The 13,071-nt window shown below is 53.7% G+C and carries 12 protein-coding genes; 4 read left to right on the top strand and 8 right to left on the bottom strand.

What is annotated here, in order from left to right:
• Nucleotides 1–124 precede the first annotated feature (124 nt).
• Genes C5523_RS03465 through C5523_RS03445 form a run of 5 tightly spaced genes read right to left on the bottom strand, consistent with a single transcriptional unit; the run spans nucleotide 125 to nucleotide 3,866 of the window.
• A complete protein-coding gene (locus C5523_RS03465) occupies nucleotides 125–886 on the bottom strand; it encodes an SDR family NAD(P)-dependent oxidoreductase (RefSeq protein WP_108700584.1) in 762 nt (253 codons plus the stop codon).
• A 3-nt stretch (nucleotides 887–889) separates the two neighbouring features.
• Nucleotides 890–1,345: an S-ribosylhomocysteine lyase gene (locus tag C5523_RS03460; RefSeq protein WP_039077535.1), complete on the bottom strand. Its 456-nt coding sequence runs from the start codon at nucleotides 1,343–1,345 to the stop codon at nucleotides 890–892.
• 31 nt (nucleotides 1,346–1,376) lie between these two features.
• Complete coding sequence (locus tag C5523_RS03455) at nucleotides 1,377–2,045, bottom strand: methionine ABC transporter permease (RefSeq protein ID WP_039077534.1); 669 nt, start codon at nucleotides 2,043–2,045, stop codon at nucleotides 1,377–1,379.
• Nucleotides 2,038–3,051 carry a methionine ABC transporter ATP-binding protein gene (locus C5523_RS03450; RefSeq protein WP_108702281.1) on the bottom strand — a complete coding sequence of 338 codons (1,014 nt, stop codon included), beginning with the start codon at nucleotides 3,049–3,051 and terminating at the stop codon, nucleotides 2,038–2,040. Before C5523_RS03450 ends, C5523_RS03455 begins: the two co-directional genes overlap by 8 nt.
• Before the next feature lie 8 nt (nucleotides 3,052–3,059).
• The gene (locus tag C5523_RS03445; protein ID WP_039077532.1) at nucleotides 3,060–3,866 is read right to left on the bottom strand and encodes a MetQ/NlpA family ABC transporter substrate-binding protein; all 807 of its coding nucleotides are present in this window, start codon (nucleotides 3,864–3,866) and stop codon (nucleotides 3,060–3,062) included.
• Nucleotides 3,867–4,086: 220 nt separating this feature from the next.
• Here C5523_RS03445 and C5523_RS03440 point away from each other — a divergent pair, with 220 nt between their 5' ends.
• The 4 genes from C5523_RS03440 to sstT all read left to right on the top strand — a co-directional run bounded on the left by C5523_RS03440 (nucleotide 4,087) and on the right by sstT (nucleotide 9,198).
• On the top strand, nucleotides 4,087–5,262 hold the full coding sequence (locus tag C5523_RS03440; RefSeq protein ID WP_108700583.1) for an aminotransferase class I/II-fold pyridoxal phosphate-dependent enzyme: 1,176 nt from the start codon (nucleotides 4,087–4,089) through the stop codon (nucleotides 5,260–5,262).
• 110 nt (nucleotides 5,263–5,372) lie between these two features.
• A complete protein-coding gene (locus tag C5523_RS03435; RefSeq protein ID WP_108700582.1) occupies nucleotides 5,373–6,371 on the top strand; it encodes a Gfo/Idh/MocA family protein in 999 nt (332 codons plus the stop codon).
• 430 nt (nucleotides 6,372–6,801) lie between these two features.
• A complete protein-coding gene (locus C5523_RS03425; RefSeq protein ID WP_039077529.1) occupies nucleotides 6,802–7,770 on the top strand; it encodes a TerC family protein in 969 nt (322 codons plus the stop codon).
• Between the two features lie 183 nt (nucleotides 7,771–7,953).
• The gene (gene sstT / locus C5523_RS03420) at nucleotides 7,954–9,198 is read left to right on the top strand and encodes a serine/threonine transporter SstT (protein ID WP_039077528.1); all 1,245 of its coding nucleotides are present in this window, start codon (nucleotides 7,954–7,956) and stop codon (nucleotides 9,196–9,198) included.
• On the opposite strand, the gene C5523_RS03415 is transcribed toward sstT, so the two are convergent.
• From C5523_RS03415 to uxaC, 3 genes are all read right to left on the bottom strand, one after another.
• Nucleotides 9,195–9,749: a YgjV family protein gene (locus C5523_RS03415; RefSeq protein WP_039077527.1), complete on the bottom strand. Its 555-nt coding sequence runs from the start codon at nucleotides 9,747–9,749 to the stop codon at nucleotides 9,195–9,197. The genes sstT and C5523_RS03415 overlap by 4 nt on opposite strands.
• A 204-nt stretch (nucleotides 9,750–9,953) precedes the next feature.
• Entirely contained in the window at nucleotides 9,954–11,441 is a 1,488-nt protein-coding gene (locus C5523_RS03410) for a UxaA family hydrolase (RefSeq protein WP_071194465.1), read from the bottom strand.
• A 17-nt stretch (nucleotides 11,442–11,458) separates the two neighbouring features.
• Nucleotides 11,459–12,871 carry a glucuronate isomerase gene (gene uxaC / locus C5523_RS03405; RefSeq protein WP_039077525.1) on the bottom strand — a complete coding sequence of 471 codons (1,413 nt, stop codon included), beginning with the start codon at nucleotides 12,869–12,871 and terminating at the stop codon, nucleotides 11,459–11,461.
• Nucleotides 12,872–13,071: the final 200 nt, after the last annotated feature.

The following is a 13,071-nucleotide window of genomic DNA, read 5'->3' as shown; positions in this document are numbered from 1 at the left end:
TTATTGTTGCAGGCAGCCTGGACCCGGACAGCGCGCAACAACCAGAACGTACATGAAGTACGTGAGGATTGTGAGCACTGCCCTGCGCCAAAATGGCAAATGAGATAGCCTGATGGGCAGGTTTTTAATGCATCGTCATCCCACCGGTCACGTTAATCGCCTGCCCGGTCATATAGGCCGCAAGCGGGCTGGCCAAAAACGCCACCACACCAGCTACATCGGCTGGCTGCGCCGTGCGGCCCAGTAACACCTGCGAGCAGTCTTCGGCATAGATGGCTTCCGGCGTCATGCCGCGCAGCTCTGCGCCTTCCCGACGCTCGCGCCACTTCATCTCCGTCTCGACAATGCCGGGGCAGACCGCGTTCACCAGAATATTGTCACGGGCAAGCTCAATGGCCATCACTTTGGTCAGGCCGAGCACCGCATGTTTAGAGGCCACGTACTGACCCATTAGCCGGTAGCCATTTTTGCCAGCCTGCGAGGCGATGTTGATGATACGTCCCGCCTTTCTGGCCCGCATCAGCGGAATGGCCGCCTCAGAGAGCCAGCCAATCGCTTTGACGTTCACATCCAGGATGCGCTGCCAGTCCGCCTCGCTCATGGCATCGACCGCGCTCATCGCCGAGATGCCGCAACTGTTGACCAGGATGTCCACGCCGCCGAAAGTCTCCACGGCAGCGCCAATGAGCTGATGGGCCTGTTCACGCGAGGCAACATCGGTACGTAGCACCAACTGGCGCAGGCTCTGCTCCCGCGCTCTGGCGGCGATATCACCGATCACTACGTTCGCGCCGCCCCGATGCAACAGTTGCGCAATGGCTTTACCGATGCCCTGTAGACCGCCCGTCACCACCGCGGTCTGGCCGCTAAAATCAAGGGCAATCATCGCTTATTCCCGAAACGGGTCGTCACTGATACCGGCTTCCAGCACCAGCTTCGCGTACTCCTGAGCGGAGAACAGCGAGTGATCGCGATAGTTGCCGCAGGCAAGCGGTGTGACCGCAGGCACATCCGTTGCGGTAAGCACACGCTGCAAGACACGGGTCAGCGCCGCGGCGATGTGTTTCGGATCGTGCTCATCCCACAGGATCAGATAGAAACCGGTGCGGCAGCCCATCGGCGAAATGTCGATAACCCCTTCCAGCTCTTCACGCAGGCCAAATGCCAGCAGGTGCTCCAGGGTGTGCAGCGCCGCAGTGGGAATGGCATCCACATTAGGTTGCAGGAAACGTAAATCAAACTTCTGCACCACGCTGCCAAGCCGGTGACGTTCATAACCTGCCACGCGGACATACGGGGCTTTGACTTTGGTATGGTCGAGGGTAAAGCTCTCTACAACTGGCATGTTTATCTCCTGAATAGATGAAATAGCGGCCTTACTCGCGACGAATACGGCGGGCAAAGCGGGTTCCGAGGGTCTGGATAAGCTGGACAATGACAATCAGCACCAGCGCGGTGACCAGCGTGGCGAAGGCATCAAAGCGCTGGTAACCATAGGTAATGGCCAAATCGCCGATACCGCCGCCGCCCACGGTGCCGGCCATGGCGGTCGCCCCCAGCAGGCCAATGGTGGCGGTCGTGAGGGCCAGGATCAGAGATGACGCGGCTTCCGGCAGCATAAAGTGCCAGATGGTCTGTAAAGCGGTGGCGCCCATGGCATCGGCGGCTTCGAGGATCCCCTCGTCCACCTCCAGCAGCGAGCTTTCCACCAGCCGGGAAATATAGGGGGCAATAAAGACAATCAGCGGCACAATCGCACCCGCCGTACCAATAGTGGTGCCCACCACCAGACGGGTGAAGGGCAGAATGGTAATCAGCAAAATAATAAACGGCAGCGAGCGGACAACGTTGATTGTTGGGTTCAGCACCTGGTGCACAAATCGGTTGGGCAGAATGCCGCCTGGGCGGCAAACCACCAGCACAATACCCAGCGGAATACCGAGCAGCGAACCGAAACCTAGCGAAACAGCGATCATCACCAGGGTGTCATGCAATGCCAGCAGGAATTGATCGCCGGTGACAGCGGTGTCAATAAAATCAAACATGGGTGATTTTCACTCCTGCGTCGCGAAGATGGGCAATGGCGCGCCCGGTTTGCTCAGGCTCGCCAAGAATCTGTACGATCATGAACCCCAGAATGCGGCTCTGGACTTCGGACATGCTGGCAAAGAGGATATTCACCTCGATGGCATAGTCCTTGATGATGCGGTTGATAATGGGCTGTTGCGCCGTTGCGCCCACAAACTCAAGACGCAGGGCCTGCGCGCCGTTATCCCGTTGCAGCACAGCGGAGACGCGCTCCGGCAGCTTGTCGTGAATCACCGACTGCACGAAACTGGCGGTGACCGGATGCAGCGGCTGGGCAAACAGGTTAAAAACGTCGCCCTGCTCCACAATGCTGCCGTTTTGCATCACCGCGACCTTGTTACAGATTTTCTGGATTACCGACATTTCGTGAGTAATCAGCACGATAGTGATGCCATAGCGGCGGTTGATCTCCTGCAACAGTAGTAAGATCTGCACTGTGGTATGGGGATCCAGCGCCGATGTCGCCTCATCACACAACAGGACTGACGGGTTGGTCGCCAGCGCACGGGCGATACCGACACGCTGTTTTTGCCCGCCTGACAACTCGTTCGGGAAGCTATGCACCTTATCGCTGAGATTGACGAACTCCAGCAGCTCCGTCACGCGTGCCTGAATAAACGCCTTATCACGCCCCTGTAAAATGAGCGGAATGGCCACATTGTGAAAAACCGTTTTTGAATTCAGCAAATTAAAGTTCTGAAAGATCATGCCAATATCTTTCTTGATGGCACGCAGACGCTTACCGCTAAATTCCTGCAACACTTCGCCATTAATGACCACCTCTCCCTGGCCTGGCGATTCGAGACGATTGATTAAACGTAGCAAGGTACTTTTCCCTGCACCGCTATAACCAATAATCCCGAAAATATCGCCCTTAGCAATACTAAGGTTAATGTCCTTTAATGCCAGAACCGGGTTTCCTTTTCTGGAGAATGTTTTACTGACATGGCGAAACTCAATCATTGCATCGTTCATTTCAAATAATCAGGTTGCAGATAACCGTTATATTGCTCGTGAGTCAGAATGTAATTTTTGAAATCGGCTGAGTGATATCCGGCGACAATATCTTTAGCAAACTGCGCGTCTTTATTTTTCCCGGCGATGGTGACAACGTTTATAAACTGGCTCACCGGGGTTTCAAGCTGTAATGCCGAATTAAGTTTCAGGCCGCTGGAGACGGCAAAATTCCCCTGAATCAAACCGTAATCCACATCTGGCAGCGCACGTACCTGCTGGGCGTTATCCATCTCTTTGAGGACAATTTTATACGGATTTTCGAGGATATTACGCTGCGAGAAGGTGGCCGGGTCGCTGTCTGGTTTGAGTTTTACCCAACCAAGGCTTTGCAGCACTAACAGGGCACGATATTCATTAGGTGGCTGATTAGGAACAGAAATCACTGTGCCTGCCGCCGGGGTTTTCAGCGTTTTGATTTTACCGCCATACAGCCCCATTGGCGGTGTGGGCACCTGCACGATACCGATGTTGTCGATCCCCAGACGTTCATTCACCGATTTTAAATACACCGGGTGCTGCATGATATTAGCTTCGATGTTGCCACGGGCAACCGCATCGTTTACCTGAATACCATCGCTGAAATCTTTATATTCGACTTTATAGCCTTTCTTAATCAGAAAAGGTGCGACACCTTTTTCAAACTGTTCTTTATAGGGTCCTGGATTAAAGCCAACACGAATAATATTATCCTGCGCCGCAGCCAGAAAAGAAGATGATGACAACAAAGCAAAGACAAAACCTAATACAACTGGCTTTTTCATAACGCAATTTCCCTGTTGGTGTGCAATTAAAAGTGATTAAATCACAGCCGACTGTGCGTTGTAAGTCACATTACCGGATTTCATTTTGCTTTTTTAGCATAAATATAATCAGGAAATTCATATCTAAAAATCGCCAATGAATAGCTAATTTTGTTGCTTAGACAATCCACAAAAATAAATTAAAGATGGAAACATATTGATAAATCAATTCGAGAACACCATGCCTGATTTTAATGCCTCACCGCTGGTTGATGCGCTGGAAGAGAATTTATTCAGTGTACTGGAAAAACTGGCCGCCCAGGTGAACACCCCCGATTTACCGCTGATCGATCTTTCGAGCGGCAGCCCGGATCAACCTACGCCGCCGGAAATCATCGCCTCTCTGCAAGCGGCGATCCAGCGGCGTGAAAACCACGGTTATCCCTCATTCTGGGGCAAACCACAGGTCCGCCAGGCGATAGCCGACTTTTATCAGCGTCATTATGGCGTGACCCTGGATCCCGACAGTGAAGTGGCGGTCTTTCAGGGCTCGCATATCGGCGTGGGTGGGATCCCTCGTGCGGTACTCAGTCCAGGGCAATACCTGATTTCTACCGACCCCTGCTACCCCATTTACCGCTCGGCGGCGTTGCAGTCGCAGGCACATTTTTACGGCCTGCCGCTTCACGCTGAAAATCAGTTCCTGCCCAATTTCAATGACGTGCCAGATGACGTTGCCGACCATGCCGGGTTGGTTGTCCTCAACTATCCGCATAACCCGACGGGTGCGCTGGCAACACCGGCGCTGTTCGCCAGCGCACTGCAATTTGCACAGCGTTACCACGTGCCCATCCTGCATGATTTTGCCTATGCCGCTATTGGCAGCGATGCCGCAGACACTCCGCTGAGCCTCTTTTCTCAGCCTGATGCGAAAGCGTGGGGAGTAGAGACGTATACCTTCTCGAAGACCTTTAATATGGCGGGCTGGCGCTTTGGTTTTGCGGTCGGTAACGCCTCGATAATCAAGGCATTTAAAAAACTGCATACCCACAGCTACAGCACTGTGTTTGGCGCGATTCAGGATGCGGCAGTCACGGCGCTCGCCCTCCCCACTGCGCGTTTAGCGCAACTGGTATCGGTCTATCATCAGCGCCGCGAGCGTGTGTTACACCGCCTGGCGGCGCTGCGCTGGCCGGTAGGCGAAAAGCAGGGCACCTTTTTTCTGTGGCTTGCGGTACCGCCCGCGTTTAGCTCACAGCAATTTGCCCAGTTGTTATTGCAGGAATCGCATGTGCTGGTCGCGCCTGGCGCTGGCTTTGGGCCAGGGGGAGAAGGGTTTATTCGCATTAGCCTGACGGCGGGGGATGATGCATTGCAAAGCGCGCTGGATCGCATTGCCGGGCTGCATCTTTTTTAACAAAAAGAGTGACGTGCGAGACGTTTTCCATAACCGGGAGATGAACCTTTTTTCATCTCTGCGCATCATGTTACAGTGCCAGACAGTGCTCAGTTAAAGGAACTCGCTTAATGATACGTTTTGCTGTCATTGGCACAAACTGGATCACCCGCCAGTTTGTCGATGCCGCCCATGAAACGGGCAAATATAAACTCACGGCGGTGTACTCCCGTAGCCTCGAGCAGGCGCAGGATTTCTCCAGGGATTACCCCGTCGAACATCTTTTTACTTCGCTGGAGGCCATGGCGCAAAGCGATGAGATTGATGCGGTCTATATTGCCAGCCCTAACTCGCTGCATTTCCCGCAAACCCGCCTCTTTCTCAGCCACAAAAAGCATGTGATTTGCGAAAAACCGCTGGCGTCGAATCTGCGCGAAGTGGAAGAGGCAATTGCCTGCGCCAGAGAGAACCAGGTGGTGTTGTTCGAGGCGTTTAAAACCGCCAGCCTGCCCAATTTTGTGCTGCTGAAACAGTCGCTGGCGAAAGCGGGCAAACTGCGCAAAGCGTTTCTCAACTACTGCCAGTACTCTTCGCGCTACCAGCGCTATCTGGATGGCGAAAACCCGAACACCTTTAACCCGACCTTCTCTAACGGCTCGATTATGGATATCGGCTTCTATGTTCTGGCGGCGTCTGTTGCGCTTTGGGGCGAACCGAAAGGCCTCCAGGCCACCGCCAGCCTGCTGGAAAGTGGCGTTGATGCCCATGGCGTGGTGGTACTCGACTACGGCGATTTCAGCGTCACGCTGCAACATTCCAAAGTCAGCGACTCGGTGCTGCCAAGCGAAATTCAGGGCGAAGCGGGTGCACTGCTAATCGAGAAGATCTCAGAATGCCAGAAGCTCTCTTTCGTGCCACGTGGCGGTAAAGCCCAGGATCTGACGCAGCCGCAACATATCAACACCATGCTGTACGAGGCGGAAACCTTCGCCAGCCTGGTCGAGCAGAATGAAGTCAACCATGCAGGCCTGGCCGTCAGCCGTATTACCGCGAAGCTATCGACTGAAATCCGCCGTCAAACGGGGGTGGTTTTCCCGGCAGACGACGTGAGCGTGGAACTGCCTGCGTAAAGGTATGTAAAACAGATGTTACAGATCATTGACGGGAGGAATAGCCTGTCATATTTTGTTACGAGCAAAGGGGAGTAACTTCGTTGCCGGTGGGTCGTCATTACGATGCGTCTACCCTAAAGATTTCGAGTTGCAGCCACACAACGGCGGTTCGAAATATAACGGGTATAAGCATCCGGTCGCCGGGCGTCATTCATGTGACGTAAGTGAGACCTTGCCGAAAGGCGAGGACCCAATTGCACCTAAAGCATGCGGCTGACGTCTTTCGACGTTAGCCGTTTTTGTTTATACACATAATCATTCTGGATGCGTCGCGGCGGCAAGACTGAGAATCACCAGGAGCTTACTCAAGTAAGTGCCTGGCGTGAGCAGTCGAAGCCAACAAAGAGGCAGCCAGAAGGATGAAGTGTAAGGTGCTGAGGAACCTCACATGAATACTGTCGGTACACCGCTACTCTGGGGCGGATTCGCCGTTGTTGTCGTTATCATGCTGGCTATCGACCTCCTGCTTCAGGGGCGACGTGGCGTGCACACGATGTCCATGAAACAGGCGGCCGTCTGGTCGCTGGTCTGGGTTAGTCTTTCTCTCTTATTTAACGCTGCCTTCTGGTGGTACCTGGTACAAAACGAGGGCCGCGCCGTTGCCGACACCCAGGCACTGGCATTCCTGACCGGTTACCTGATTGAAAAAGCGCTGGCGGTGGATAACGTCTTTGTCTGGCTAATGCTGTTCAGCTACTTCTCGGTACCTGCTGCGCTGCAACGTCGCGTACTGATCTACGGCGTGCTCGGCGCGATCGTCCTGCGTACCATCATGATCTTCGCCGGAAGCTGGCTTATCTCCCAGTTCGAATGGCTGCTGTATGTCTTTGGTGCCTTCCTGCTGTTCACGGGTGTGAAAATGGCGCTGGCAAAAGAAGATGAAGGCGGCATTGGCGATAAACCCCTGGTCCGCTGGCTACGCAGCCATCTGCGCATGACGGACAAGATCGAAAACGAGCATTTCTTCGTGCGTAAGAACGGCCTGCTGTTTGCCACGCCGTTGCTGCTGGTGCTGATTCTGGTTGAACTGAGCGATGTGATATTTGCAGTCGACAGCATCCCGGCTATTTTTGCCGTCACCACCGACCCGTTTATCGTGCTGACGTCTAACCTGTTTGCCATCCTGGGTCTGCGCGCGATGTACTTCCTGCTGGCGGGTGTGGCAGAGCGTTTCTCCATGCTGAAATATGGCCTGTCGGTGATCCTGGTATTTATCGGTATCAAGATGCTGATTGTCGATTTCTTCCATATCCCGATTGCCATCTCGCTTGGCATCGTGGGTGGCATTCTTATGGTAACGCTGCTGATTAACGCATGGGTTAATCACCGCAACGACAAACGCAAGCTTGCTGAATAAGCAGCTCTAAGGGGCTGAGGTCACAACGTCCCTGGTACGCCCTCTTTTCGGAGAGGGCGTTTTTCTGATTTTTTCCCCCGCCAGTACCTGAAACAGCCTCCTGAGCAGCGAATTCTTTATACTCAATCCGTTACGCCTGCTGGCGCAGCACCGATGGAACACCAATAAAACCAAGGAAAAGGTATGCAAACACAACCTGCTACGACATGGTTGCAACGCGTGATGCGCGGCAATATCGTCAAACAAATTCTCGCCGGACTGATACTCGGCATCCTGTTGAGCTGGCTTTCACCTGACTCAGCGCGCGCCGTTGGCCTGTTGGGCACGCTGTTTGTCGGCGCGCTAAAATCGGTAGCCCCGATTCTGGTGCTGGTACTTGTAATGGCCTCGGTGGCTAATCACCAACAGGGGCAAAAAATCAGTATTCGCCCTATCCTGCTGCTCTACTTAATCGGCACTTTCTCTGCGGCATTAACGGCCGTGATCGTCAGCTTCCTGTTCCCTTCCCGGCTACATCTGGTGGCGGCCGCGACCGATGTCATTGCGCCTTCCGGTATTGTCGGCGTACTGGAAGGGTTACTAATGAATATCGTGGCAAACCCTGTCGATTCGCTGGTCAAAGGGAATTACATCGGCATCCTGGTCTGGGCGGTTGGTCTCGGCTTTGCCCTGCGCCACAGTAGCGATACCAGTAAGAAGCTGATTAACGATATGTCGCAAGCGGTGACCTTTATGGTCACGCTAGTGATTCGCTTTGCGCCGCTGGGGATTTTTGGCCTTGTGGCATCCACCCTCGCGACAACGGGCGTTGGCGCGCTCTGGGATTACGCGCAACTGCTGATGGTCCTGGTCGGCTGTATGTTACTGGTTGCGCTGGTGATCAATCCACTACTGGTCTGGGTGAAGATGCGCCGGAATCCGTACCCACTTGTTTTTATCTGCTTGCGTGAAAGCGGCGTGACCGCTTTTTTCACCCGCAGCTCGGCGGCGAATATTCCGGTAAATATGGCGTTGTGCGAAAAGCTCGGGCTTGATAAAGACACCTATTCCGTCTCGATCCCATTGGGGGCGACGGTCAATATGGCAGGCGCGGCAATCACCATCACCGTGCTTTCGCTGGCCGCGGTGCATACGCTTGGGGTGGCCGTAGATTTGCCCACGGCGGTGCTGTTAAGCATAGTGGCTTCGCTCTGTGCCTGCGGTGCATCCGGAGTGGCGGGCGGCTCGCTGCTGCTGATTCCACTGGCCTGTAACCTGTTTGGTATTTCAGCCGATGTTGCCATGCAGGTCGTCGCCGTCGGCTTTATTATTGGCGTTGTGCAGGACTCTTGCGAGACCGCCATCAACTCCTCAACCGATGTGCTGTTTACCGCCGCCGCCTGTCTGACAGACGGCGAGCGCGCGTCGTTAGTGCCTCAGCGCGATTAACGCGCAGACGTACTCTCTTTTTGCAGCGCGGTTTCGACTTTAAACGGGTCGATGCCGCGTTTTTGCATCCGCCAGAAACGGATAATGTTCAGCCCGTTTACCACAAGGAAGCTGCCTTCAATCAGGGTGCCGCCAATCGATCCCAGCCACAGGTTATGGGTGACCCAGCAGGCGGTTGAACACCACATGACGCAACGCACGGAAAGCCCTTTGCAGCGAAACAGCGCCCAGGTACTGGCAACCGTACCGATAATCGGCAGCAGTTCGACCGGGTGGTGTAATTTTATCAAACCAAAAAACAGCGTCAGCGCAATAAATACAGCCATAACCCACAGCTTGCGGGTATGCATGGAGATAATTGTGCGTATGGCGTTGAGTTCTGCGCTCATACCGGCAGGCAGTGCGCCCATCAGAAAGAAATGCGCGCCGATGGTGGCGCTGTAAAGGGAAAGCTGGAGTTTGAAGCGTTTTTCGTCGCGGTTAATAAACGTGGTAATACCAATAAGAAAAGCAAGTACACCAACGCCCTGGGCTAACCAATACGCGCTCATGGAGGATCCTTGTTAATGACACCAAAAAAGAAACGACGCTTCATAATATGAAACGTCGTTTTTTAATTCTACTGCTGTGTTACCCAAAAGATGTCGTGCTACAGCCAGGCGGCAAGTCCGGAACCCCTGGAAGCTTACATAAGTAAGTGACCGGGGTGAGTGGATGTAGCCAACACCGCTGTAGCGCGAAAGATGAAGGGTAACTTATAACGTTACGCCGCTCTTGAAGATAGCCAGCTCGCGGAACTCGTTGCGTTCATTGCAGGTCTGCTTACCGTTGGCAAAATCCACGATCACATCCACGAACTCGCTCAGAAGCTGCGGCATGGTTTTTCCGTGAATAAGCTGGCCCGCATCGAAATCGATCCAGTGTTTCTTCTTCGCCGCCAGTTCGCTGTTCGTCGCGATTTTCACTGTCGGAACAAAGCCGCCGTAAGGGGTGCCGCGTCCGGTACTGAACAGCACCATGTGGCAACCCGCCCCTGCCAGTGCGCTGGTTGCAACCGCATCGTTACCCGGCGCGCTCAACAGGTTGAGTCCGTGGGTTTTCAGGCGTTCGCCGTAACGCAGCACGTCGACCACCTGGCTGGCCCCCGCTTTTTGTGTACAGCCAAGCGATTTTTCTTCCAGCGTCGTGATGCCGCCTGCTTTGTTACCCGGCGATGGGTTTTCGTAGATCGGCTGGTTATGCGCGATAAAATACTGTTTGAAGTCGTTCACCATGGTGACCGTCTTCTCGAAGGTCTCTTCGTCGCGGCAATGGCTCATCAGAATCTGTTCTGCACCGAACATTTCCGGCACTTCGGTTAATACCGTGGTGCCGCCGTTACCGATAATGTAGTCAGAAAAACGTCCCAGCATCGGGTTCGCTGTGATACCGGAAAGCCCGTCTGATCCGCCACACTCCAGACCAAATTTCAGCTCGCCCAGTTTGCCGGGCTCGCGCTTGTCGTGGCGCATGGCTTCGTACAATTCGTACAGATGCTCAATGCCCGCTTCCACTTCGTCGTCCTGGTGTTGGCAGATCATAAAGTGGACGCGGGACGGATCGTATTCGCCCAGCGTTTCGCGAAACGCATCAACCTGGTTGTTTTCGCAGCCCAGACCAATGACCAGCACCGCCCCCGCGTTCGGGTGACGCACCATATTTTGCAGCATGGTACGGGTGTTAATATGGTCATCGCCCAGTTGTGAGCAACCGTAGGTATGGCTAAACAGGTGCACGCCGTCGATATCTTCAGCGTTGTGCGTCTCTTTCAGAAAACGGGTCTGGATTTGACGGGCGATGCCGTTAACACAGCCTACTGTCGGCAGGATCCACAATTCGTTGCGAACCCCAACCTCCCCGTTTGCACGGCGGTAGATCTGAACGTCGCGATCGGCCGCCGGTGCATTTTCACCAATGAGATCAGGTTGATAGCTATACTCATCCAAATCGCTCAGATTGGTACGCACATTGTGAGAATGTATGTGTTCACCTGCGGCGATATCTGTTGTGGCATGGCCGATAGGAAGACCATATTTAACAACATTCTCGCCCGTCGGGATGGCCTGCAGGGCAAATTTATGTCCGCGTACCACTGCCTGACGAAGCAGAATCTCATGACCGTCAACCACAACCTCTGTGCCTTCGGCGAGATCCGCCAGCGCTACCGCGACATTATCCAGCGAGTGGATCTTGATGTATTGCATATCAACCTCAAACGGCCTTAGTTCAGTTCAATCGCGAAGTAGTCACGCGCATTGTTAAAGCAGATATTTTTCACCATCTCGCCCAGCAGCTGGATATCAGCCGGAGCTTCACCCGCGTGCACCCAGCGGCCAATCATCTGGCACAGAATGCGACGGAAATATTCGTGACGGGTATAAGACAGGAAGCTGCGGCTATCAGTCAGCATGCCCACAAAGCGGCTCAGCAGACCGAGCTGCGCCAGTTGGGTCATCTGACGTTCCATACCGTCTTTCTGGTCGTTGAACCACCAGCCGGAACCAAACTGCATCTTGCCTGGCATACCTTCGCCCTGGAAGTTGCCGATCATGGTGCCCAGCACTTCGTTATCACGCGGGTTCAGGCAATACAGGATGGTTTTCGGCAGCAGATTTTCTTCGTTCTGCTTGCTGAGTAATTTTGACAGTTCTTCCGCCAGCGGACGGTCGTTAATGGAATCGAAGCCCACATCTGGCCCCAGCAGTTTGAACTGGCGCAGGTTGTTATTACGCAGCGCGCCAATGTGATACTGCTGTACCCAACCGCGACGGGCATATTCCGCGCCGAGGAATACCAGAACGGCCGTTTTGAACTGCGCGACTTCATGCTGGCTTAATGCTTCACCCGCCAGACGGCGTGCGAGGATGCTGTCCAGTTCCGCGTCGCTTGCTTCGGCGAAGAGCACAACGTCAAGCGCGTGGTCCGATACTTTACAACCGTGTGCTTCAAAGTGATCCAGACGTTTAGTCAGCGCCGTTTGCAGATCGGCAAAGCGACGGATATCGGTGTCAGACACTTCACCCAGCTTGCTCATGTAATCGTTAAACGTAGCCAGTTCAATATTGAAGGCTTTGTCCGGACGCCAGCTTGGCAGCACTTTGATGGTGAAGGTGGTGTCTTTGGCAACGGCAGCGTGGTGTTCCAGAGAATCGATCGGATCGTCAGTGGTACCGACCATCTTCACATTCATCTGCTGCATGATACCGCGGGCAGTAAATTTATCCTGCGCCAGCAATTCATTGCCCAGATTCCAGATTTCATCCGCCGTAGACGGAGAAAGCAGCTTACCTGTAATACCAAATGGGCGACGAAGCTCTAAATGGGTCCAGTGGTATAACGGGTTGCCAATCGTATGCGGTACGGTTGCAGCCCAGGCGTCAAACTTCTCACGATCGCTGGCATCGCCGGTACACAGGCGTTCCGGCACACCATTGGTACGCATTGCACGCCACTTGTAGTGATCACCTTTTAACCAGATGTCATACAGGTTTTTAAAGCGGTAGTTATCTGCGATCTGCTGCGGCGGCAGGTGGCAATGGAAGTCAAAAATCGGCTGATCTTTCGCGTAGTCATGGTACAGGCGGCGCGCAAATTCGGTATCTAACAGAAAATCTTCAGTCATAAATGGGGTCATTATCGTCTTCCTCTCAACGAGTGCGTCTGATGCTTACCTTAATGCTGACAAAGTTATCACACCAATTTCCAGTGGCCGAAGACTTTTTCGTGAGTTAGATCAATAAACGATGACAAATATTTACAAGAATGCGCGTCAAAATCACCGCCAGGCCGCGCCAGTACTGGTCTGGTGCCGCAAAGTTAAAAACCACACAAAGA

This window comes from Phytobacter sp. SCO41 (assembly GCF_003073275.1).
Lineage (GTDB): Bacteria > Pseudomonadota > Gammaproteobacteria > Enterobacterales > Enterobacteriaceae > Phytobacter > Phytobacter diazotrophicus.
The sequence above is the reverse complement of the archived record's forward strand: the minus strand, read 5'-3'. Positions and strand labels throughout refer to the sequence as shown.